A 26,730-nucleotide genomic window follows, 5' to 3' on the forward strand; every position below is an offset into this window, starting at 1 on the left:
GTTCGAGAGGGAGCGGTTCAGTTGGTGGAGCGGCGTGCGGCAGGGGATCGGTACTCGCTGACCGCGGCGCAGGTGGACATGTGGCTGTCGGCGGAGCTGCTCGGGGACACCCCCGAGTTCAACCCCGCCCAGTACGTGGTGCTGCGCGGGCCTCTCGACGTGGAGCGCCTGCGGGCCGCCGCCCGTGTGGTGGCGGAGGAAACCGAGGCGTACCGGCTGTTCTTCGGCGAACACGCCGACGGGTCGCCGTGGCAGGCCTTCGCCGACGAGCTGCCCGCCGACGTCCTGCCGGTGGTCGACCTCCGCGGTGAGGACGACCCCGCGGGGGCGGCGCGGGCGTGGATGCGCGCCGACAGCGGCCGGCCGCTCGACCACCGGACGGCTCCGCTGTGGCGCTGGGCGCTGCTGCGCGTCGCCGACGGCGAGAACTGGTGGTACCACCGGGCGCACCACCTGATCACCGACCTCTTCTCGTTCGCGCTGATCACCCGTCGCGTCGCCGAGGTCTGCGCCGGGGACGGCCCGCGCTCGTTCGGCTCCTGGGCCGACGTCGTGGCGGAGGACCAGGCCTACCGGGGATCCGCCGACCGGGCCGACGACGAGCGGTACTGGCTCGAGTCGGTGGCGGAGGCGGTGCGGAACCGCGAGACCGAGCGCCGGCCGGAACGGCGACGACCGTCCCGGCGCCGCACGGTCGCGGTCGACGGGGCGTTGCGCGACGCCGTCCGCGATCGCAGCGCGGAGCTCGGCCTGCGCGTGCCGCACTTCCTCGTGTCGGCTTTCGCGGCGTACCAACGGGAACTGACCGGCCGCGACGACGTCGTGTTCAGCCTGCCGACGGCCGCGCGCCGCAGTCCGCTGGCCCGCACCACTCCCGGACTGCTGGCCAACGTCGCACCTCTCGCACTGCACGTGCCGGAGGGCACCACGATCCGGCAGCTGGCGGACGCCACCGCCGCACGCCTGGCCGGGAACGCCCCGAGGTCGCGGTACCGGGGTGAGGACCTCGCCCGGAAGCTCGGCGTGACCGGCGGTGGCGCCTGGTTCGGCCCGGCGTTCAACGTCGTCGACTTCAGCCGCCCGCTGAGCTTCGGCCCGGACGTGCACGCCGGCACACCGCGGAACCTGGCGGTCGGCCCGATCCGCGACCTGACCGTCACGACCTACGGCTGGTCCGGCGGTGACCGGGCGTGGCTGGACGTCGACGTCGAGGACGGTGTCGCCGCCGAGGCCGAGCTGGCGCTGCACGAGGAACGGTTCCTCAGCGTGCTCGACCGGCTCGCGCGTGGACCGGCCGGCAGCGCACCGAGACCCTCCACCGTGGACCTGGCGCGGACCCGCAGCTGGGGAGCCGGTGCCGCCCAGCCCGGTGCCGCCCAGCCCGGTGCCGCCCAGCCCGGTGCCGCCCAGCCCGGTGCCGCCCAGCCCGGTGCGGCCTGCGTTCCCGATCTCGTGGCGGACCACGCCGGCACGCGTCCGGGAGCAACGGCGGTGGTGTGCGGCGACGAACGGCTCACCTTCGGCGAGCTCGGGGAGCGGGCCGACGCGCTCGCCGCCCGGCTGCGCCAGGCCGGGGTGACCGTGGGTTCCCCGGTCGCCGTGCTCGTTCCCCGTGGGCTCGACCTGGCGGTGGCGTTCCAGGGCGTGCTGCGCTCCGGCGGCGTGTACGTGCCGGTCAACCCAGGCCTTCCGGCGGAACGACTGGCGTTCCTGCTGGCGGACGCGGGCGTGGTGGCCGCGGTCACGACGTCGGCGCTGGCCGGTGAGCTGACCGGGTCAGCCGGAGACGTGCTGCTGCTCGACGACCACGTTCCGGCCGGCAGCGCGCCGCCGGTCGGCGTCGACCCGGAGGCGGTGGCCTACATCGCCTACACGTCAGGATCGACGGGACGTCCCAAGGGCGTGGCGGTGACGCACAGGGCGTTGTCGTCGTACGTCGCCGGCTGGACGCAGGCGCTTGAACCGCTGGGCGGTGCGGGCACGGTGCTGTCGATGTCCGGTCCGGGTTTCGACGTGTCGATCGGCGACATGACGCGCGCGCTGGCGTTCGGGCGGACGCTGGTGTTCCTGCCGCACGACGAGCACGTGACCGTGGAGTCGTTGCACCGGACGTTGGTGGACCACGAGGTCGAGGTCGCGGAGATCGTGCCCGGCATGCTGCTGCGCGACCTGGCCGCGCACTGCCGTGAGGCGGGACCGGTCGAGTCGCTGCGCCTGGTCATCTCGGGCACTGACATGTGGACCTACGACGCGTTGACGGCGGCGGTCGAGGCCGTGGCGCCGAACGCGGTGCCGGGCAACGTCTTCGGCGTCACCGAGGCCGCGATCGACTCGATCTTCCACCCGGTGGTGGCACGGCCGGAGCACGAGGGTGAGGTCGTCCCGATCGGCGTGCCGCTGGCCGGTGTCGACGTCTTCGTGGTGGACGGCCTGCTGCGACCGGTGCCCGTGGGCGTCGAGGGTGAGCTGCTGGTCGGCGGTGCCGGCGTGGCCCAGGGCTACGTGGGTCGCCCGGACCTGACCGCCGAGCGGTTCCTGCCCGACGTGTTCGGCGCTGCCGGTGGACGTCTCTACCGCACGGGTGACCGGGCGAAGTGGCGTGCGGACGGGGTACTGGAGTTCCTGGGCCGGGTGGACGAGCAGGTGAAGATCCGCGGCTATCGCGTCGAGCCCGGTGAGGTCGAGGTCGTCCTCGGCGATCACCCCAGCGTGCGTGATGTCGTTGTGGTGGCGCGGGATGGTGGCCCGCACGGCGGTAAGCGCCTGGTGGCCTACGTCGTCGCCGAGGACGCGGGCGCCAGCGGTCAGGAGTTGCGGTCGTGGCTGCGGGAACGGGTGCCGGACTACCTGGTGCCGTCGGTGTTCGTGGCGCTCGACCGGCTTCCGCTGACGCCGAACGGCAAGGTCGACCGCCGCGGCCTGCCCGACCCCGAGCCGGAGGCGACCGGGGCCTACGAAGCGCCGCGATCGTCTGCGGAGGACACTCTGGCGGCGGTGTGGGCACAGGTGCTCGGTGTCGAGCGCGTCGGTGTGCACGACAACTTCTTCGAGCTGGGCGGGGACTCGATCCTGAGCCTGCAGATCGTGGCACGCGCCCGTGCCGCCGGTCTGGGCGTGGACGTGGCCGACGTGCTGTCCCACCAGACCGTCGCCGGGCTGGCGGCCGTCGTGCGCGACGCCCCCGCCGTGACGCTCGCGGAGCAGGGCGTGGTCACCGGTCCCGTGCCGCTGACGCCGATCCAGCACTGGTTCACCGCTCAGGACATCGGCGACCGGGACCACTGGAACTGGTCGGGCGTGTTCGAGCTGGCGCCGGGGACCGATCCCGGACGACTGGCCGAAGCCCTCGACACCCTGGTCGCGCACCACGACGCCCTGCGCCTGCGGTTCTCGCCCGAGGGCCAGCACAACGCCGGGATCGAAGCCGCGGACCTGCTGAAGGTCGTGGCAGGCGACTCGGCGGTGGCCGAGGAGATGACGGCGGCGCAGAAGTCGTTGCGGCTGACCGACGGTCCGCTCCTCGCGGCCGTCTTCTTCGACCGCGAGGATGAGCCCTCGTGGCTCGGGCTGGTCGCGCACCACCTGGTGATGGACGGGGTGTCGTGGAACGTCCTGCTGGAGGACCTCGGCACCGCGTACCGCTCGGAGGCGTTGCCCGCCAAGACGACCTCGTTCCGGCAGTGGGCGGAGCTGCTCCGGACCTTCGACGCCGCCGCCGAGCGGGACCACTGGGCCGCCGCGACCTCCGGCGTCGTCGCGCTGCCGGTCGACGGTGGAGGACCGAACGACGAACGTTCGTCCCGGATCCACACGACGCTGCTGGACGCCACGACGACCGCCGCGTTGCTGGGTGACGCGCACAAGGCGTACCGGACGCAGGGCATCGACCTGCTGCTGGCGGCACTGGTGCGCACGCTGGGCCCGTGGGCCGGCACCGATTCGCTGACCATCGACCTGGAGAGCCACGGCCGCGAGGCGATCGCGGACGGCGTCGACCTGTCCCGCACGGTCGGCTGGTTCACGTCGATCTTCCCGGTGCGGCTGAGCCGGCACGAGGACCTCGGCGCCACGGTGAAGGCCGTCAAGGAACAGCTGCGCGCCGTGCCCCGCCGCGGTGTCGGCTACGGCGCTCTGCGGTGGCTGCACGGCGAACTGTCCGACGCGCCGGATCGACCGGTGCTGTTCAACTACCTCGGATCCGTCGCGGGCACGGGAGACCTGCTCCGCCGTGAGCTGCCGGTGGCGCTGCGGGGTGCGGCGACGTCCGGCCGCGGCACCCGGTCGCACGTGCTGAACCTCGAGGTGACCCGCACCGCTGACGGGCAGTTGCAGGTCGAGTGGCACTACAGCGCCGAACTGCACGAGGCCGCGACTGTCGCGCGGCTGGCCGAGACCTACCGGCGTGAGCTGGAGGCGCTCGTCGAGCACTGCCGGTCGGGAGCCGCGGGGCTCACGCCGTCGGACTTCCCGCTGGCCTCGCTGGCGCAGGACGAGGTCGACCGGCTCGCCGCCCGCTTCCCGGGCCTGGCCGACGTGTACCGGCTGGCGCCGGTGCAGTCCGGCATGCTGTTCGGTGTCGCGGGCGCACCGGCCGAGGGCGACGGGCTCTACTGGGGCCAGGGGATCTACGAGCTCACCGGCACCGTCGACGCGGACCGCCTCGCTCGCGCCTGGCAGGAGGTGATCTCCCGGCAGGCCGCGCTGCGCAGCGCGTTCGTGTGGGAGGGCGTCGGCGAACCGGTGCAGGTCGTGCTGGAGGCCGTCGACGTCCCGCTCCAGCTCCGCGACTGGTCCGATGTGGATGGTGACGTCCAGGACGCGCGGCTGCGCGAGCTGCTGGCGCAGGACCGCGCGCTGGGCTTCGACCCGGCGGCGCCACCGCTGACGCGCCTGTACCTCGTCGACCGGGGTCACGGGCGGTACTGGCTGGTGTGGGGGCTGTACCAGGGCCTGTGCGACGGGTGGAGCCTGCCCGTCGTGGTGGACGAGGTGTGCGCCGCCTACGAGGGCACGACCCTCGCCCCGGTGAGGTCCTACCGCGAGTTCATCGCGTGGCTCGACCGGCGCGACCCCGCCGAGCCGGAGCGCTTCTGGCGGTCCTACCTGGACGGTTTCGAGGCGCCGACGCCGTTGCCGGTCGACCGGCTGGCGGCGCACCACTACGCCCAGGACCGGCGCGGGACCGCGCTGACCCCGGACGTGACGGCGAAGATCGTCGACCTGGCGCGTCGCGAGCGCGTGACGCTGTCCGCGGTGGTGCAGGCGGCGTGGGCCAAGGTGCTGTCGGCGGCCTCGGGCGAGGACGACGTCGTGTTCGGCCTGACCGTGTCGGGCCGCCCGCCGGAGCTGGCCGGGGTCGAGTCGACCGTGGGGCTGTTCATCAACACGCTGCCGGTGCGGACCACCGTGCCCGCGGACGTGCCGTTCACGTCGTGGCTGCGCGACCTGCGGGACAACCAGGTCGCGGTGCAGCGGTTCGAGTACACGCCGCTGGTCGACGCGCAGCGCTGGTCGTCGGTGCCCGGCGGCCGCGCGCTGTTCGACAGCATCGTCGTGCTGCGCAACTACCCCGGCGGCCGGACGCGCGTCGCCGGTTTCGAGCTGTCGCCGCTGCTCGACTCGGTGGAGCAGGGCAACTACCCGCTCACGTTCGCGGTCGACCTGGGCGAGACCCTCCAGGTCGAGGCCGAGTTCTCCACCGCCGCGTTCGACGCCGCCACCGTGGACCGGGTCCTCGACCAGATCGCGGTCGTGCTGACCGCGGTGGCCGAGCGGCCGGACCTGCTGGTCCGGGACGTGCCGCTGCAACGCCCGGAGCAGGCGGCGGTGCTGGTGGCGTGGGGCGAGACCCCCGAGCCCGCCACCGAGCGGCCGGTGCCCGACCTGGTCGACGACTGGGCGCGGATCTCCCCCGAGGTCGCCGTGATCTGCGGCGACGAGCGGCTGACGTTCGCCGAGCTGGGCTTCCGGGCGGAAGCGCTGGCCGGGCGGCTCCAGCAGACCGGCGTCACCGTCGGATCGCGCGTCGCCGTGCTGGTGCCGCGCGGGGTCGACCTCGCCGTGGCGTTCCAGGGCGTGCTGCGCGCCGGTGGCGTGTACGTGCCGGTCAACCCCGGACTTCCCGCCGAGCGACTGGCATTCCTGCTGGCCGATGCCGGCGCGTCGGTCGTGGTGACGACCTCGTCGTTCGCGGGCGAGGTGGCCGGGCTCGCCGAGGTGCTGCTGATCGACGACGAGGCCCAGGGGTTCGGCGCCCTGCCGGTGCCCATCGACCCGCACTCGCTCGCGTACATCGCTTACACGTCCGGCTCGACCGGACGTCCCAAGGGCGTGGCCGTGACGCACGCCGCGTTGTCGTCCTACGTCGCTGGATGGCGGCGAGGACTCGTCGAGCTGGGCGGTCCGGGCACGGTGCTGTCCATGTCCGGCCCCGGTTTCGACGTGTCGATCGGCGACATGACGCGCGCGCTGGCGTTCGGCCGCACGGTGGTCTTCCTGCCCCACGACGAGCACGTGACCGTGGAGTCGTTGCACCGGACGTTGGTGGACCACGAGGTCGAGGTCGCGGAGATCGTGCCCGGCATGCTGCTGCGCGACCTGGCCGCGCACTGCCGCGAGGCGGGACCGGTCAAGTCGCTGCGCCTGGTCATCTCCGGCACCGACATGTGGACGCACGACGCGCTCACCAGCGCGGTCGCCGACGTGGCGCCGAACGCCCTGGCGGGCAACGTGTTCGGCGTGACCGAGGCCGCGATCGACTCGATCTTCCACCCGGTCACCGAGGACCACCCGGCGTCGGTGGTGCCGATCGGCACGCCGCTGGCCGGCGCGCGGGCGTTCGTCGTGGACGGCGCGCTGCGGCCGGTGCCGGTGGGGGTGCCGGGTGAGCTGCTGGTCGGTGGTGCCGGTGTCGCTCAGGGCTACGTCGGCCGCGCGGACCTGACGGCGACGCGGTTCGTGCCGGACGTGTTCGGCGGTTCCGGTGGACGCCTGTACCGCACGGGAGATCGGGCCCGGTGGCGTGCGGACGGCGTGCTGGAGTTCCTCGGCCGGGTGGACGAGCAGGTGAAGATCCGCGGGTACCGGGTGGAGCCCGGTGAGGTCGAGGTCGTGATCGGTGATCACCCGGACGTGCGTGATGTCGTTGTGGTGGCACGGGATGGTGGCCCGCATGGCGGCAAACGCCTCGTGGCGTACGTGGTCGCCGAGGACGCCGAGGTCACCGGTTCCGCGTTGCGGTCGTGGCTGCGCGAGCGTGTGCCGGACTACCTGGTGCCGTCGGTGTTCGTTGCGCTGGAACGGCTTCCGCTCACGCCCAACGGCAAGGTCGACCGGCGCGGGTTGCCGGAGCCGGAGCCCGAGGCGGCCACCGAGACCTACGTGGCTCCCCGCAACGCCGTCGAGGAGACCCTGGCCGCCGTGTGGAGCGGTGTGCTCGGCGTCGAGCGCGTCGGTGTGCACGACAACTTCTTCGAGCTGGGCGGCGACTCGATCCTGAGCCTGCAGATCGTCGCCCGCGTGCGCGCGGCGGAGCTGGGCGTCGACGTGGCGGACGTGTTCGCCCACCAGACGATCGCCGAGCTGGCCCTCGCGGTGCGCGAGGCCCCCGAGGTCTCGGTGGCCGAGCAGGGCGTCGTCACCGGTCCCGTGCCGCTGACGCCGATCCAGCACTGGTTCCTGGCGCAGGACGTTCCGGACCGGGACCACTGGAACTGGTCCGGGATGTTCGAGCTGGCGCCCGGCACCGATCCGGAACGGCTGCGGCAGGCGTTCGACGTCCTGCTCACCCACCACGACGCCCTGCGCCTGCGGTTCTCCGCCGACGGCCAGCACAACGCCGGGATCGAGGCCGCGGACCTCCTGCGGGTCGTCGAGGGCGACTCGGACGTGGTCGCCGAGATGACGGTGGCCCAGAAGTCGTTGCGGCTGGCCGATGGCCCGCTGCTCGCGGCTGTCTTCTTCGACCGCGGCGGCGAACCGGCGTGGCTCGGTCTGACCGTGCACCACCTGGTGATGGACGGCGTGTCGTGGAACGTCCTGCTGGAGGACCTCGACACCGCGTACCGCTCGGAGGCGTTGGGACCCAAGACGGTCTCGTTCCGGCAGTGGGCAGGACACGTCCTGGAGCTGGACGCCGGCGGCGAACGGGACCACTGGGCCGCCGCGACCTCGGACGTGGTCGCACCGCCGCTCGACGGCGACGGCCCGAACACCGGGGAGTCCGGCGCCGTGGTGCGCACGTGGCTCGACGCCTCCACCACCTCCGCCCTGTTCGGCGAGGCCCACAAGGCCTACCGGACGCAGGCCAACGACCTGCTCCTCGCCGCTCTGGCCGACGTGCTGGGGGAGTGGACCGGGAGTGACCACGTCACGGTCGACCTGGAGAGCCACGGCCGCGAAGACCTCGACCTCTCGCGGACGGTCGGCTGGTTCACGTCGATCTTCCCGGTGCGGCTGAGCCGTCGGGAGGACCTCGGCGGGACGGTCAAGGCTGTCAAGGAGTCCCTGCGATCGGTGCCGCGCCGCGGTGTCGGCTACGGCGCCCTGCGGTGGCTGCACGGCGAGTTCGCCGGTGCGCCGGACCGCCCGGTGCTGTTCAACTACCTCGGCGCGTTCGACGCCGTCGACCCGGCGGGTCTGCTCCGCCGTGAGCTCCCCGCCGACCTCGCCGGGCCGATGGAGGCACCGGGCGGGACGCGGGCCTACCCGCTGCAGCTCGAGGTCGTGCGCGAGGACGACGGCCGGCTGCGCATCGAGTGGCTGCACAGCACGAACCTGCACCGCACCGAGACCGTCGAGCGCGTCGCGGACCGGTACGTGGCGGCGTTGCGCGCACTGGTGGAGCACTGCCGGTCGGGCGTCTCCGGCTGCACGCCGTCGGACTTCCCGCTGGCGTCGTTGACGCAGGCCGAGGTCGACGGGCTGGCGGCGCGGTATCCGCTGGCGGACGTGTACCGGTTGGCGCCGGTGCAGTCGGGCATGCTGTTCGGTGTCGTCGGGTCGCCGGTCGACGGCCTCTACTGGGGCCAGGGCGTCTACGACCTCGCCGGCCCGGTCGACGCCGAACGGCTGGCGCGGGCGTGGCGCGAGGTGGTCTCCCGGCACGCCGCGCTGCGCAGCGGGTTCGTCTGGGAGGGCGTCAGCGAGCCGGTGCAGGTCGTCCTGGCGGAGGTCGACGTCCCGCTCGCGGAACGCGACTGGTCCGGCCTCGACGGGGCCACCCAGCAGGCGCGGTTGCGGGAGTTGCTGGCGGAGGACCGCGCGCTGGGTTTCGACCTCGCCGTGCCGCCGTTGACGCGCCTGTACCTGGTGGACCGCGGCGAGGGCCGGTTGTGGCTCGTCTGGGGGCTGTACCAGGGTCTGTGCGACGGGTGGAGCCTGCCGGTCGTCCTGGACGAGGTGTTCGCCGCGTACGACGGTGAAACCCTTGCCCCGGCACGGTCCTACCGCGAGTTCATCGCGTGGCTGGACCGGCGCGACCCCGACGAGTCCGAGGAGTTCTGGCGCCGGGCGCTCGACGGGTTCGAGGCGCCGACGCCGTTGCCGGTCGACCGGCTGGCGACGCACCACTACGCCCAGGACCGCCGCAGGACCGCGCTCGACGAGGACGTCACGGCCAGGCTGGTGGAGCTGGCCCGCCGCGAGCGCGTGACGCTGTCCACGGTCGTGCAGGCGGCGTGGGCGAAGGTGCTGTCGGCGTCCTGCGGCGAGGACGACGTGCTGTTCGGCCTCACCGTCTCGGGCCGCCCCGGTGACCTCGCCGGCGTGGAGTCCATGGTCGGGTTGTTCATCAACACCCTGCCGGTGCGGACCACCGTGCCCGCGGACGTGCCGTTCACGTCGTGGCTGCGCGAGTTGCAGGACAACCAGGTCGCGGTGCAGCGGTTCGAGTACACGCCGCTGGTCGACGTGCAGCGGTGGTCGGCCGTCCCGGGTGGCCGGGCGTTGTTCGACAGCATCGTGGTCTTCGGCAACTACCCGCACCAGGAGCTCCCCGACGACCCGGAGGCGATCTCCGGCGGCTACGCCACCGTCGACTCGGTGGAGCAGGGCAACTACCCGCTCACGTTCGCGGTCGACCTGGAGCGCCGCCTCCGGATCGAGGCCGAGTTCTCGACGGCCGCTTTCGACGCCCTCACGGTCGAGCGGATCCTCGACCAGCTGGTGGTCGTGCTGACCGCCGTGGCGCGGCGACCCGGGCTGGTGGTCGCCGAGGTGCCGTTGCAGCGTCCGGAACAGGCCGCGCAGCTCGTGGCGTGGGGCGAGACGCCGGTTCCCGCCGCCGAACCGCCGGTGCCCGAGCTGGTCCGCGGCTGGGCCGGCTCCGGCGCCGTGGCCGTGGTGTGCGGTGAGGAGAGCCTGACGTTCGCCGAGCTGGACGCTCGGGCGGATGCGTTGGCTGCACGGCTTCGGCGCGCCGGGGTGACCGCGGAGTCGCCGGTGGCCGTGCTGGTGCCGCGGGGGCTTGATCTGGCGGTGGCGTTCCAGGGCGTGCTGCGCTCCGGTGGCGTGTACGTGCCGATCAACCCCGGTCTGCCCGCCGAACGCCTGGCGTTCCTGCTGGCGGACTCCGGTGCGGTCGCCGTGGTCACGACTTCGCCGCTGGACGGCTTCGCGGGTGCGGTGCTGCTCGTGGACGACTCGACGGCGCCGGCTGAACCGCTTCCGCCGGTCGACCCGTCGGCGTTGGCGTACATCGCCTACACCTCGGGTTCGACCGGTCGTCCCAAGGGTGTGGCGGTGACGCATGCGGCGTTGTCGTCCTATGTGGCCGGTTGGCGTGATGGTCTGCGCTCCTTGGACGGTCCGGGCACGGTGTTGTCGATGTCGGGTCCGGGTTTTGACGTGTCGATCGGTGATATGACTCGTGCGTTGGCGTTCGGGCAGACCGTGGTGTTCCTGCCCCACGATGAGCACGTGTCGGTGGAGTCGTTGCACGCCACGTTGGTGGAGCACCGGATCGAGATCGCCGAGATCGTGCCGGGCATGCTGTTGCGCGATCTGGCCGCGTACTGCCGGACTGCCGGTCCCGTCGAGTCGTTGCGGTTGGTGATCTCGGGTACGGACATGTGGACGCATGACGCGTTGACTTCCGCGGTGGCCGAGGTGGCGCCGAATGCGGTGCCGGGCAACGTGTTCGGTGTGACCGAGGCGGCGATCGACTCGATCTTCCACGCCGTAGCGGAAGATCATCCTGCTGCTGTGGTGCCGATCGGCACGCCGCTGGCCGGTGCTCGTGCCGTCGTCGTGGACTCCGCGCTGCGGCCGGTGCCCGTGGGCGTTCCCGGTGAGCTGCTGGTCGGCGGTGCCGGTGTGGCGCGGGGGTACCTGGGGCGCCCCGACCTGACGTCGGTCCGGTTCGTCCCGGATCTGTTCGGTGAGGCCGGCGGGCGGCTCTACCGCACGGGCGACCGGGCGAAGTGGCGTGCGGACGGGACGATCGAGTTCCTGGGCCGCGTGGACGAGCAGGTGAAGATCCGCGGGTACCGGGTCGAACCCGGTGAGGTCGAGGTTGTCCTCGGTGACCACCCTGATGTGCGTGATGTTGTTGTGGTGGCGCGGGATGGTGGTCCGCACGGTGGCAAGCGCCTGGTCGCCTACGTGGTCTCGGAGGGTGAGTTCAGCTCGAAGGCGTGGCGCGACTGGCTGCGCGAGCGTGTGCCGGACTACCTGGTGCCGTCGGTGTTCGTTGCGCTGGAACGGCTTCCGCTCACGCCCAACGGCAAGGTCGATCGGCGCGGTCTGCCCGAACCGGAGCCCGAGGCGACCGGGGAGGCGTATGTCGCGCCCCGGACGGCCGTCGAGGAATCGCTCGCGGCGGTGTGGAGCGGTGTGCTCGGGGTCGAGCGCGTCGGTGTGCACGACAACTTCTTCGAGCTGGGCGGGGACTCGATCCTGAGCCTGCAGATCGTGGCGCGCGTGCGGGCGGCGGGTCTGGGTGTCGAGGTGGCGGACGTGTTCGCCCACCAGACCATCGCCGCGCTGGCGGGCGTCGTCCGCGACACTCCCGCGGTCACGCTGGCCGAGCAGGGCGTCGTCACCGGTCCCGTGCCGCTGACGCCGATCCAGCGGTGGTTTCTGGCGCAGGACGTTCCGGACCGGGACCACTGGAACTGGTCGGGGATGTTCGAGCTGGCGCCGGGCACCGATCCGGTCCGGCTCGGGCTGGCGCTGGACGCCGTGGTCGCGCACCACGACGCACTGAGGATCCGGTTCACGCCGGAGAGCCAGGTCAACGCTCCCGTGGGCGACGGCGGGCTCCTCCGGGTCGTTGACGGTGAGTCCGTGGTCGAGCGGATGACCGAGGCGCAGAAGTCGTTGCGGCTGGCCGATGGTCCGCTTCTCGCGGCTGTGTACTTCGACCGTGGCGACGAGCCGGCGTGGCTTGGTTTGGCCGTGCACCACTTGGTGATGGACGGGGTGTCGTGGAACATCCTGCTGGAGGACCTCGACGCGGCTTACGCGGGCCGGGAGCTCGCGCCGAAGACCACGTCGTTCCGGCAGTGGGCCGAGGTGCTGGGGGAGCTGGACGCGCGGGACGAGCGGGAGACCTGGCTCGCCCAGACCGCCGACGTCGTGGACCTGCCGCAGGACCACCACGGGCCCAACGACGAGACCTCGGCCGGCGTCGTCCGGTCGTGGCTGGACGCGGACAGCACCGCCGCCCTGCTCGGCGACGCCCACCGCGCGTACCGCACGCAGGGCAACGACCTGCTGCTCGCCGCTCTCGCCCAGGCGCTGGGGGAGTGGACCGGCACCGGTCACGTCACGGTGGACCTCGAGAGCCACGGCCGTGAGGCGGTGGCCGACGGCGTCGACCTGTCCCGCACGGTCGGGTACTTCACGTCGATCTTCCCGGTGCGCCTCACGCACGAGAGCGACCCGGCGGCGGCGATCAAGGCCGTCAAGGAGGAGCTGCGGGCGATTCCGCGCCGTGGCGTCGGCTACGGCGCGTTGCGCTGGTTGCAGGGAGACCTGACCGGTGCGCCGGACCGGCCGCTGCTGTTCAACTACCTCGGCGCCTTCGACGCCGTCGACTCCGTCGGCCTGGTCCGCCGGGAGCTCCCCGCCGAACTGGCCGGCCCGAGCGAGGGCCTCGGGGGAACGCGGTCGCACGTCCTGCAGGTCGAGGCCCAGCAGGACGCCGACGGACGCCTGCGGGTGGAGTGGCACTTCAGCCACAACCTGCACGACGGCGCCACCGTCGAACGCGTCGCCGCGCGCTATGTCGAGGCCCTGCGTGCGCTGGTCGCGCATTGCCGTTCCGCCGGCGGCTTCACGCCGTCGGACTTCCCGCTGGCGTCGCTGACGCAGGCCGAGGTCGACGGGCTCGCCGAGCGTTATCCGCTGGTCGACGTGCACCGGTTGGCGCCGGTGCAGTCCGGCATGCTGTTCGGTGTCGCGGGTTCTCCCGTGGACGGCCTGTACTGGGGTCAGGGCGTCTACGACCTGACCGGTCCGCTCGACGCCGGGCGCCTCGCCCGGGCCTGGCGTTCGGTGATCTCCCGGCACGCCGCGCTGCGCAGCGTCTTCGTGTGGGAGGGCGTCAGCGAACCCGTCCAGGTCGTTCTGCCGGACGTCGAGGTGCCGCTGGAGCAACGCGACTGGTCCGGCCTCGACGACGCCGCCCAGCAGGAACGCTTGCGGGAGCTGCTCGACGAGGACCGCGCGCTGGGCTTCGACCTCGCCGTGCCGCCGTTGACGCGCCTGTACCTGGTGGACCGCGGTGAAGGCCGGTTGTGGCTGGTGTGGGGCCTGTACCAAGGCCTGTGCGACGGGTGGAGCCTGCCGGTCGTCATGGACGAGGTGTCGGCGCTCTACCAGGGGCGTCCGCTGGAGCCGGTGCGGTCCTACCGGGACTTCATCGCGTGGCTCGACCGGCGTGACTCCGCTGAGTCGGAGGGGTTCTGGCGCAGGTACCTGAGCGGTTTCGAGGCACCGACGGCACTTCCGGCCGACCGGCTCGCGACCGGCCACCACGACCAGGACCGCCGTCGCATGCACCTGGACGAGGCGGTCACGGGTCGGCTGGTCGAGCTGGCCCGCCGCCAGCGCGTGACGTTGTCGACGGTCGTGCAGGCCGCGTGGGCGTTGCTGCTGTCGGCCTGCTCGGGCGACGACGACGTGGTGTTCGGCCTGACGGTCTCGGGTCGTCCGGCTGATCTGGCCGGTGTCGAGTCGATGGTCGGGTTGTTCATCAACACCCTGCCGGTCCGGGCGACCGTGCCGGCGGACACCTCGTTCGCGGCGTGGCTCCCGGTGTTGCAGGACGACCAGGTCGCGCTGCAACGGTTCGAGTGCACGCCGCTGGTCGACGTGCAGCGGTGGTCGGCTGTCCCGCACGGCCGCGCGCTGTTCGACTCGATCGTCGTGTTCGGCAACTACCCGCAGGAGGAGCTGCCGGAGGACCTGGACGGGCTGCGGGCCGCGGACTCGGTGGAGCAGGGCAACTACCCGCTCACCTTCGCCGTCGACCTGGACCGCACGCTGCGCGTCGAGGCGGAGTTCTCGACGGCGGCGTTCGACGCCATCACCGTGGAACGGATCCTCGACCAGCTCGCGGTCGTGCTGACCGCGGTCGCCGAGCGCCCCGGGCTGGCGGTGCGCGACGTGCCGGTGCAGCGGCCGGAGCAGGCGGCGGAGCTGGTGGCGTGGGGTGCCACGCCGGTGCCGGCCGCCGAACCGCCGGTGCCGGAGCTGATCGCCGCGCGGACCTCGTCCGAGGTCGCCGTGGTCTGCGGCGACGAGCGGCTGACGTTCGCCGAGCTGAACGCGCGCGCCGATGCTCTCGCCGCCGGGCTGCGCCGTGCCGGTGTGACCGCGGGAGCGCCGGTGGCCGTGCTGGTGCCGCGGGGGCTTGATCTGGCGGTGGCGTTCCAGGGCGTGCTGCGCTCCGGTGGCGTGTACGTGCCGGTCAACCTCGGACTCCCCGACGAACGCGTGGAGTTCCTGCTGGCCGACGCCGGTGTGGTGGCCGCGGTGGCGACGTCGCCGCCGGCCGGGTTCACCGGTGAGGTGCTGTCGCCGGACCTGCCCGCCACCGTCGATGAACCGCTTCCGCCGGTCGACCCGTCGGCGTTGGCGTACATCGCCTACACCTCGGGTTCGACCGGTCGTCCGAAGGGTGTGGCGGTGACGCACCGGGCGTTGTCGTCCTATGTGGCCGGTTGGCGTGATGGTCTGGCTGCTCTGGGTGGTCCGGGCACGGTGTTGTCGATGTCGGGTCCGGGTTTCGACGTGTCGATCGGTGATATGACCCGTGCGTTGGCGTTCGGGCAGACCGTGGTGTTCCTGCCGCACGACGAGCACGTATCGGTCGAGTCGCTGCATCGGACGTTGGTGGACCATCAGGTCGAGGTCGCGGAGATCGTGCCGGGCATGCTGTTGCGCGATCTGGCCGCGCACTGCCGGACTGCCGGTCCCGTCGAGTCACTGCGGTTGGTGATCTCGGGTACGGACATGTGGACGCATGACGCGTTGACTTCCGCGGTGGCCGAGGTGGCGCCGAACGCGGTGCCGGGCAACGTCTTCGGTGTGACCGAGGCGGCGATCGACTCGATCTTCCACGCCGTGTCCGAGGACCATCCTGCTGCTGTGGTGCCGATCGGCAGGCCGCTGGCGGGCGCGCAGGCGTTCGTCGTCGACGGGTCCCTGCGGCCCGCGCCGGTCGGTGTTCCGGGCGAGCTGCTGGTCGGCGGTGCCGGTGTGGCCCAGGGGTACGTGGGCCGGCCCGATCTGACCGCTGAGCGGTTCGTGCCCGATCTGTTCGGCGGGTCGGGCAGCCGGTTGTACCGCACCGGCGACCGGGCGAAGTGGCGTGCGGACGGCACGATCGAGTTCCTCGGCCGCGTGGACGAGCAGGTGAAGATCCGCGGGTACCGGGTCGAACCCGGTGAGGTCGAGGTTGTCCTCGGTGACCACCCTGATGTGCGTGATGTCGTTGTGGTGGCGCGGGATGGTGGTCCGCACGGTGGCAAGCGCCTGGTCGCTTACGTGGTCTCGGAGGGCGAGTTCAGCTCGAAGGCCTTGAGGGACTGGCTGCGTGAGCGCGTGCCGGACTACCTGGTGCCGTCGGTGTTCGTTGCGCTGGAACGGCTTCCGCTGACGCCGAACGGCAAGGTCGACCGGCGCGGTCTGCCCGACCCGGAGCCCGAGACGACCGGGGAGGCGTACGTCGCGCCCCGGACCACCGCCGAGGAAGCGCTGGCGGCCGTCTGGTCGCAGGTGCTCGGTGCGGACCGGGTCGGTGTGCACGACAACTTCTTCGAGCTGGGCGGCGACTCGATCCTGAGCCTGCAGATCGTGTCGCGCGTCCGGGCGGCTGGCCTGGGGATCGACGTCGCGGACGTGTTCACCCACCAGACGATCGCGGAACTCGCGCTCGCCGTGCGCGACACCGTTGCGGTGACGTCGGCCGAGCAGGGCGTGGTGACGGGCGCGGTGCCGTTCACGCCGATCCAGCGGTGGTTCCTGGCGCAGGACCTGCCGAACCGCGACCACTGGAACTGGTCCGGCATGTTCGAACTCGCCCCCGGCACGGACCCGGTCCGCCTCGGGCTGGCGCTCGACGCCCTGATCGCGCACCACGACGCACTGAGGATCCGGTTCACGCCGGAGAGCCAGGTCAACGCTCCCGTGGGCGACGGCGGGTTCCTGCGGGTGGTCGACGGTGAGTCCGTGGTCGAGCGGATGACCGAGGCGCAGAAGTCGTTGCGGCTGGCCGATGGTCCGCTTCTCGCGGCTGTGTACTTCGACCGTGGCGACGAACCGGCGTGGCTCGGTCTGACCGTGCACCACCTGGTGATGGACGGGGTGTCGTGGAACATCCTGCTGGAAGACCTCGACGCGGCCTACGCGGGCCGGGAGCTCGCGCCGAAGACCACGTCGTTCCAGCAGTGGGCGGTGCGGCTGCAGGACGACGAGGCGGAAGGCGAACGGGACCATTGGGTTGCCACGACCGCCGACGTCGTCGAGCTCCCGGCGGACGGCGACGGCCCGAACGACGACGCGTCCGAGGCGGTCGTGCAGTCCTGGCTGGACGCGGACACGACCGCGATCCTGCTGGGCGACGCGCACAGGGCGTACCGCACGCAGGGCCACGACCTGCTGCTGACCGCGCTGTTCCAGACCCTGGGGGAGTGGGCCGGCAGTGACCACGTGACGATCGACCTGGAGAGCCACGGCCGTGAGGGCGCGGACCTGTCGCGCACGGTCGGCTGGTTCACGTCGATCTTCCCGATCCGCCTGAGCGGCGGCGGCGATCCCGGTGCGGTGATCAAGGCGGTCAAGGAGGAGCTGCGGGCCGTCCCGCGCCGGGGTGTGGGTTACGGCGTGCTGCGCTGGCTGCGGAACGAGCTGGCGGAGGCGCCGGATCGCCCGGTGCTGTTCAACTACCTCGGCGCGTACGACGGTGCCGACTCGGACGGGCTGATCCGGCGCGAACTTCCCGCCGACCTCGCGGGTCCGAGCGAGGCCGGGGGCGGCACGCGGTCGCACCTGCTGCAGCTCGAGGTGCAGCAGACCGCGGACGGCCGGTTGTCGATCGAGTGGTTCCACTCCACCAACCGCCACGACACCGCCACCGTCGAACGGATCGCGGACCGCTACGTCGAGGCGCTGCGGGCGCTGGTCGAACACTGCCGCACGGCCACCGGGTTCACGCCGTCGGACTTCCCGCTGGCCTCGTTGACGCAGGCCGAGGTCGACGGGCTGGCGGCGCGGTATCCGCTGGCGGACGTGTACCGGTTGGCGCCGGTGCAGTCGGGCATGCTGTTCGGTGTCGTCGGGTCGCCGGTCGACGGCCTCTACTGGGGTCAGAGCGTCTACGACCTGGCCGGCCCGATCGACCTCGACCGGTTCGCGGCGGCGTGGCGCGCGGTGGTCGCGCGGCACCCGTCCCTGCGCAGCGGGTTCGTCTGGGAGGGCGTCAGCGAACCGGTGCAGGTCGTGCTGAACGAGGTCGACGTGCCTTTCGAGGCTCACGACTGGTCGTCGTTCGACGAGGCCGTGCAGCGGGTGCGGCTGGAGCAACTGCTGGAGCAGGACCGCGAGCGCGGGTTCGACCTGGCACGGCCGCCGTTGATGCGCCTCTACGTCGTCGACCGCGGCAACGGGCGGAACTGGCTGGTCTGGGCGCTGTACCAGGGCTTGTGCGACGGGTGGAGCCTGCCGGTCGTCCTGGACGAGGTGTCCGCCGCCTACCAGGGCGGTGCCCTCGCACCGACCCGGCCGTACCGGGACTTCATCGCGTGGCTCGACGGACGTGACCCGGCCGAACCGGAAACGTTCTGGCGCACCTACCTCGACGGCTTCGAGGCACCCACGCCGGTGCCCGCGGACCGGCTGGCCGCGAGCCACCACGCGCAGGACCGCCGGCGCACGCACCTCGACGACGACGTCACCGCCAGGCTGGTCGGCCTGGCGCGGCGGGAGCGCGTCACGTTGTCGACGGTCGTGCAGGCCGCGTGGGCCAAGGTCCTCGCGGACACCTCCGGTGAGGACGACGTGGTGTTCGGCCTGACCGTGTCCGGTCGTCCGGCCGATCTGGCCGGTGTCGAGTCGATGGTCGGGTTGTTCATCAACACGCTGCCGGTCCGGGCCGTGGTGCCGACGGACGTGCCGTTCAGCTCGTGGCTGCACGAGCTGCGGGACAACCAGGTCGCGGTGCAACGGTTCGAATGGACGCCGTTGGTCGATGTCCAGCGCTGGTCGGCTGTTCCGCACGGCCGCGCGTTGTTCGACAGCATCGTGGTGTTCGGCAACTACCCGCAGGAGGAGCTGCCGGAAGACCTCGGCGAGGACTGGCTGCAGGCCACCGAGTCGGTGGAACAGGGCAACTACCCGCTGACGTTCGCGGTCGACCTGGAGACGACGCTCAAGATCGAGGCCGAGTTTTCCACGGCCGCGTTCGACGCCACGACCGTCGAGCGCGTGCTCGACCAGATCGCGGTGGTGCTGACCGAGGTGGCACACCGGCCGGACCTGCGCGTCGGGGACGTCCCGCTGCACCGGCCGGTCCAGGCAGCCGAGATCGTCGAGTGGGGCAGCACGCCCGCACCGGCTGTCGAGCTGCCGGTGCCGGACCTGGTCGCGGGGCAGGACTCCTCCGAGGTCGCGGTGATCTGCGGAGACGAGAAGCTGTCGTTCGCAGGGCTCGTCGCAAGGGCAGATGCGCTCGCGGCACGCCTTCAGCAGGCGGGCGTCACGGTGGAGACTCCGGTGGCCGTGCTGGTGCCGCGTGGGCTTGACCTGGCGGTGGCGTTCCAGGGCGTGCTGCGCTCCGGTGGCGTGTACGTGCCGATCAACCCCGGTCTGCCCGCCGACCGTCTCGCGTTCCTCCTGGAGGACGCCGGTGCGCGGATCGCGGTCACGACGTCGGCTCTGGCCGGGGAGCTGACCGGGCTCGCCGAGGTGCTGGTGCTGGGCGAAACCGCGCCGGTGCACGACTTCGAGCCGGTTTCCATCGACCCCGCCGCACTGGCGTACGTCGCCTACACGTCCGGCTCGACCGGGCGTCCGAAGGGTGTGGCGGTGACGCACCGGGCGTTGTCGTCGTACGTGGCGGGCTGGCGGGACGGGCTCGCTGGGCTGGGTGGGCCGGGTCCGGTCCTCTCGATGTCCGGGCCTGGTTTCGACGTGTCGATCGGTGATATGACCCGCGCGCTGGCGTTCGGGCAGACCGTGGTGTTCCTGCCGCACGACGAGCACGTGTCGGTGGAGTCGTTGCACCACACGCTCCGCACGCACGAGGTGGCCATCGCGGAGATCGTGCCGGGCATGTTGCTGCGCGATCTGGCGGCTCACTGCCGGGTCGCGGGGCCGGTGGAGTCGTTGCGGTTGGTGATCTCGGGTACGGACATGTGGACGCATGACGCGTTGACGTCCGCTGTGGCCGAGGTGGCGCCGAACGCGGTGCCGGGCAACGTGTTCGGTGTCACCGAGGCGGCGATCGACTCGATCTTCCACCCGGTCACCGAGGACCACCCGGCGTCGGTGGTGCCGATCGGCACGCCGCTGGCCGGCGCGCAGGCGTTCGTCGTCGACGGGTCCCTGCGGCCCGCGCCGGTCGGTGTTCCGGGTGAGCTGCTGGTCGGCGGTGCCGGTGTGGCCCAGGGCTATGTCGGTCGCCCGGACCTGACCGCGGAGCGGTTCGTGCCGGACGTGGTCACCGGCTCCGGCGGACGGCTCTACCGCACCGGTGACCGGGCGCGCTGGCGGGCCGACGGGACGATCGAGTTCCTCGGCCGCGTCGACGAGCAGGTGAAGATCCGGGGCTACCGGGTGGAGCCGGGTGAGGTCGAGGTTGTCCTCGGTGACCATCCCGGCGTGCGTGATGTCGTTGTGGTGGCACGGGATGGTGGTCCGCACGGAGGCAAGCGCCTGGTCGCCTACGTTGTTCCGGAGGGCGAGTTCAGCTCGAAGGCCTTGAGAGACTGGCTGCGTGAGCGCGTACCGGACTACCTCGTGCCGTCGGTGTTCGTTGCCCTGGAACGACTTCCGCTCACCCCGAACGGCAAGGTCGACCGGCGCGGGCTGCCCGACCCGGAGCCGGAGATGGCCGGGGAGGTGTTCGTAGCACCCAGGACCGCGGTCGAGGAGACCCTCGCGGCGGTGTGGAGCGTCGTGCTCGGCGTGGAGCGCGTCGGCGTGCACGACAACTTCTTCGAGCTGGGCGGCGACTCGATCCTGAGCCTGCAGATCGTCGCCAGGGCGCGCGCCGCCGGACTCGGCATCGACGTGGCGGACGTGTTCGCCCACCAGTCGGTGGCCGAGCTGGCACCGGTGGTGCGGGACGCCCCGGCGGCGACGCTCGCCGAGCAGGGCGTGGTGACGGGTCCGGTGCCGTTCACGCCGATCCAGCGGTGGTTCCTGGCGCAGGACCTGCCGAACCGGGACCACTGGAACTGGTCCGGCATGTTCGAGCTGGCTCCCGGGACGGATCCGGTCCGCCTCGGGCTGGCGCTGGACGCCGTCGTCGCGCACCACGACGCCCTGCGGATCCGGTTCACGCCGGAGAGCCAGGTCAACGCACCGGTCGAGAACGGCGAGCTCCTGCGCGTGGCGGGCGGCGACTCGGTCGTCGAGCACATGAGCGAAGCGCAGAAGTCGTTGCGGCTGGCCGATGGCCCGCTCCTCGCGGCCGTGTACTTCGACCGCGGTGACGAACCGGCGTGGCTCGGTTTGACCGTGCACCACCTGGTGATGGACGGCGTCTCGTGGAACATCCTGCTGGAGGACCTCGACACGGTCTACAACGGCGGATCGCTCGCGCCGAAGACCACGTCGTTCCAGCAGTGGGCGGTGCGGCTGCAGGACGACGACGCGAGCGGCGAACGGGACCACTGGGCCACGGCGACCGCGGACGTGGTCGCGCTGCCGGCGGACGGCGACGGCCCGAACGACGACGCGTCCGAGGCGGTCGTGCAGTCCTGGCTGGACGCGGGCACGACCGCGGCCCTGCTGGGCGACGCGCACAAGGCGTACCGCACGCAGAGCCAGGACCTCCTGCTCGCGGCTTTGGCCCAGGTGCTCGGCGAGTGGGCCGGCAGCGACCACGTGACGATCGACCTGGAGAGCCACGGTCGCGAGGGCGCTGACCTGTCGCGCACGGTCGGCTGGTTCACGTCGATCTTCCCGGTGCGACTCAGCAGCGGGAACGACCCGGCGGCGGCGATCAAGGCGGTCAAGGAGGAACTCCGCGCGGTGCCGCGCCGGGGCGTCGGCTACGGCGTGCTGCGCTGGCTCCGCGACGAGTTCGCCGAGGCGCCGGACCGTCCGGTGCTGTTCAACTACCTCGGTGCGCACGACGGCGCCGATGACCCGGCCGGTCTGATCCGGCGGGAGCTGGACGCCGACCTGGCGGGTCCGAGCGAGGCCGGGGGCGGCACGCGGTCGCACCTGCTGCAGCTCGAGGTGCAGCAGACCGCCGAAGGACGCCTGTCCATCGAGTGGTTCCACTCGACAGGTGTCCACGACACCGCGACGGTCGAACGGGTCGCGGCCCGCTACGTCGAGGCGTTGCGGGCGCTGGTCGAGCACTGCCGCACGGCCACCGGCTTCACACCGTCGGACTTCCCGCTGGCACCGCTCACCCAGGCCGAGGTCGACGGGCTGGCCGGGGACCATCCGTCCCTTGTGGACGTCTACCGGCTGGCGCCCGTGCAGTCCGGGATGCTGTTCGGCGTCGTCGGCGCTCCGGACGAGGGCGACGGCCTCTACTGGGGCCAAGGCGTCTACGAGCTCGCCGGTCCGATCGACGCCGACCGGCTCACCGCCGCCTGGCGGGAGGTGATCGCGAGGCATGCCGCCCTGCGCAGCGGGTTCCTGTGGGAGGGCGTCAGCGAACCGGTGCAGATCGTGCTCGGCGACGTCGAGGTGCCGGTGGCGGTCCACGACTGGTCCGCGCTCGACGACGCCGCGCAGCAGGAGGAGCTGCGGGAACTGCTGGCGGACGACCGCGCGCTCGGCTTCGACCTGGCCCGGCCGCCGCTCACGCGCCTGTACCTCGTCGACCGCGGCAACGGGCGGAACTGGCTGGTCTGGGGCCTCTACCAGGGCCTGTGCGACGGGTGGAGCCTGCCCGTCGTCATGGACGAGGTGTCGGCGGCCTACCGGCGGCAGCCACTGCCGCCCGCCCGGCCGTACCGGGACTACATCGCCTGGCTCGACCAGCGCGACCCCGCGGACACCGAAGCGTTCTGGCGCACCTACCTCGACGGCTTCGAGGCACCCACCGCACTGCCGGTGGACCGCCTGGCCGCGAGCCACTACGCGCAGGACCGCCGGCGCACGCTCCTCGACCACCACGTCACGACGAGGCTCGTCGAGCTGGCCCGGCGCGAACGCGTCACGCTGTCGACGGTCGTGCAGGCGGCGTGGGCCAAGGTCCTCTCCGCCGGTTCGGGCGAGGACGACGTGGCGTTCGGCCTGACCGTCTCGGGTCGTCCGGCCGACCTGGCCGGCGTGGAGTCGATGGTCGGGTTGTTCATCAACACGCTGCCCGTGCGAGCGGTGGTCCCGCGCGGCACGCCGTTCGCGACGTGGCTGCACGAGTTGCGGGACAACCAGGTCGGGCTCCAGCGGTTCGAGCACACCCCGCTGGTCGACGTCCAGCGCTGGTCGGCTGTTCCGCACGGCCGCGCGTTGTTCGACAGCATCGTGGTGTTCGGCAACTACCCGCAGGAGGAGGCACCCGCCGACGCCGACGAGGAGTGGGCCGACGCCGTCGAGTCCGTCGAGCAGGGCAACTACCCGCTCACGTTCGCGGTCGACCTGGAGGACACGCTCAAGATCGAGGCCGAGTTCTCCACGGCCGCGTTCGACGCCACGACCGTCGAGCGCGTTCTCGACCAGTTGGTCGTCGTCCTCACCGCCGTCGCCCACGAGCCGGAGCTGGCCGTGGCGGACCTGCCGTTGCAGCGCCCGGAGCAGGCCGCGGAACTCCTGGCACGGGGCACGACCACGGCACCGGCCGCCGAACCGCCAGTGCCCGAACTGGTCCACAGCTGGGCGCGCACCGGTGCCGTGGCCGTGAAGTGCGGCGACGAGCGGCTGACGTTCGCCGAGCTGGACGCGCGGTCCGCCGGTCTCGGCGCACGGCTGCGGCGGGCGGGCGTGACGGTGGAGTCCCCGGTGGCGGTGCTCGTGCCGCGGGGGCTCGACCTCGCCGTCGCGTTCCAGGGCGTGCTGCGCTCCGGTGGCGTGTACGTGCCGGTCAACCCCGGTCTGCCGCGGGAACGTCTCGCGTTCCTGCTCGCCGACGCCGGGGTGGTCGCGGCGGTCACCACCGAGGACCTCGCCGGTGAGCTGTCCGGGTTCGGCGGCGAAGTCCTGGTGCTGGACGGCACGGTCGGCGACCTGCCGGTGCGGATCGACCCGGACGCGGTGGCGTACGTCGCTTACACGTCCGGCTCGACCGGGCGTCCGAAGGGTGTGGCGGTGACGCACCGGGCGTTGTCGTCGTATGTCGCGGGCTGGCGGGACGAGCTCGCTCGGCTGGGTGGACCGGGTCCGGTCCTCTCGATGTCCGGGCCTGGCTTTGACGTGTCGATCGGTGATATGACCCGTGCGTTGGCGTTCGGGCAGACCGTGGTGTTCCTGCCGCACAACGAGCACGTGTCGGTGGAGTCGTTGCACAGCACGCTTTCCGATGACCGCGTGGCGATCGCTGAGATCGTGCCGGGCATGCTCCTGCGCGACCTGGCGGCTCACTGCCGGGAGGCGGGTCCGATCGAGTCGTTGCGGCTCGTCATCTCGGGCACGGACATGTGGACGCACGACGCGCTCACCACCGCCGTGGCCGAGGTGGCGCCGAACGCGGTGCCGGGCAACGTGTTCGGTGTGACCGAGGCGGCGATCGACTCGATCTTCCACCCGGTCACCGACGACCACCCGCAGGCCGTCGTGCCCATCGGGACGCCGCTCGCCGGCGTCCGCGCCGTCATCGTCGACGACGCGCTGCGCCCGGCCCCGGCCGGTGTTCCCGGTGAGCTGCTCGTCGGCGGTCCCGGTGTGGCGCGGGGCTATGTGGGCCGCCCGGACCTGACCGCGGAGCGGTTCGTGCCGGACGTGTTCGGCGGCTCCGGAGGCCGGTTGTACCGCACCGGCGACCGGGCGAAGTGGCGTGCGGACGGCACGATCGAGTTCCTCGGCCGCTTCGACGAACAGGTGAAGATCCGCGGCTACCGGGTCGAACCCGGTGAGGTCGAGGTCGTCCTCGGCGACCACCCCGGCGTGCGTGATGTCGTTGTGGTGGCACGGGACGGCGGTCCGCACGGCGGCAAGCGCCTGGTGGCCTACGTCGTAGCGGAAGGCGGGTGCGACTCGAAGGAACTGCGGTCGTGGCTGCGTGAACGGGTGCCGGACCACCTGGTGCCCTCGGTGTTCGTGGCCCTCGACGAGGTGCCGCTCACGCCCCACGGCAAGGTGGACCGGCGCGGATTGCCGGACCCCGAGCCGGAGACGACCGCGGAGGTCTTCGAGGCGCCCCGGACGTCCGTCGAGGACACCCTGGCGGCCGTGTGGGCACAGGTGCTCGGCCTCGAACGCGTCGGTGTGCACGACAACTTCTTCGAGCTGGGCGGCGACTCGATCCTGAGCCTGCAGATCGTCGCCAGGACGAGGGCGGCGGGCCTCGGCGTGGACGTGGCGGACGTGTTCGCCCACCAGACCATCGCCGAGCTGGCGCCGATCGTCCGCGACACCCCGACGGCGACGCTGGCCGAGCAGGGCGTTGTGACCGGACCCGTCCCGCTCACGCCGATCCAGCACTGGTTCGTCGAGGAGGACGTCCCGGACCGCGACCACTGGAACTGGTCGGGCGTCTTCGAGCTCGCGACCGGCACGGAGAAGGAGAGGCTCGCGAGGGCGCTCGACGCCGTTGTGGCGCACCACGACGCGTTGCGCATCCGGTTCCGCCAGGAAGGCGACACCTGGGTGCAGGACAACGACGGTGAGCTCACGGACGTCCTGCGCGTTGTCACCGCACGGACCGAAGACGAGGTCATCGCGCACATGACCGAGGCTCAGACGTCGTTGCGCCTCGCGACCGGTCCGCTCCTCGCCGCGACCTACTTCGACCGCGGCGACGAACCGGCCTGGCTCGGTCTCACCGCGCACCACTTCGTCATGGACGGCGTGGCGTGGAACGTCCTGCTGGAGGACCTCGACACCGCCTACGAGGCGGGGCCGGAGGCCTTGGCGCCCAAGACGACCTCGTTCCGGCAGTGGGCCGAGGTGCTGCACGCCGACGACCCCTCGGCCGAACGCGACCACTGGGCCGCGCAGACCGAACGGGTCACCGCCGTCCCCGTCGACGGCCGGGGTGCCAACACCGAGGCGTCCGCCGACACCGTCCGGACGTGGCTCGACGCGAAGTCCACCGAACTGCTGCTCGGCGAGGCGCACAAGGCGTACCGCACGCAGATCAACGACCTGCTGCTCGCGGCACTGCTGCGAACGCTGGGGGAGTGGGCGGGCGTCGGCGACGTCACGATCGACCTCGAGAGCCACGGCCGTGAGGCAATCGCCGACGGTGTCGACCTGTCCCGCACGGTCGGCTGGTTCACGTCGATCTTCCCGGTGCGCCTGCGGCACCCGCGTCTCGGCGACAGCGGCGAGCTGATCAAGGGGGTCAAGGAGCAGCTGCGCGCCGTTCCGCGCCGCGGCGTCGGCTACGGCGTCCTGCGTTATCTCGAACGCGACGAACGACTGGCCGACGCACCCGCGCGGCCGGTGTTGTTCAACTACCTCGGCGCGTTCGACGCGGCGGGCGACGACGCGGTCGGGTTGATCCGGAAAGAACTGCCGTCCGTTCTCTGCGGGCCCACCGAGAACGAAGGGGGAAGCCGCTCGCACCTCCTGCAGATCGAAGCCGAGCAGACCTCGGACGGCCGTTTGCTCGTCGAGTGGTATTTCAGCACCAATGTGCACCGGGCGGCGACGGTTGAACGGCTCGCCGCGCGTTACATGACCGTTCTGCGCGAGCTCGTGGAGCACTGCCGATCGGGAGCCGGCGGTGTCACGCCGTCCGACTTCCCGCTGGCCAACATCGACCAGGCTGCTCTCGCCGCCGTGCTCGAGCAGATGGGAGGCTGATCCCGGCAAGTCAGGGGCATCCAGCGCACCGGGGCCGCGCATCTGGGGCAAGGAATTGACCGGTGATGAAGAGTTCTTTTCGGCGCGCCATTTTCAATTGTTCATGACAACTGTTGATGCCCCTCATGCGAATGC

The 26,730-nt window shown here is 72.0% G+C and carries 1 protein-coding gene; it reads left to right on the plus strand.

Going from position 1 to position 26,730, the window contains the following annotated elements; translation table 11 throughout:
- The first annotated feature begins 24 nt into the window (after positions 1 to 24).
- Entirely contained in the window at positions 25 to 26,595 is a 26,571-nt protein-coding gene (locus BLQ91_RS09600; protein ID WP_143022574.1) for a non-ribosomal peptide synthase/polyketide synthase, read from the plus strand.
- The last annotated feature ends 135 nt before the right edge of the window (positions 26,596 to 26,730 follow it).

Source organism: Lentzea jiangxiensis (assembly GCF_900104175.1).
Lineage (GTDB): Bacteria > Actinomycetota > Actinomycetes > Mycobacteriales > Pseudonocardiaceae > Lentzea > Lentzea jiangxiensis.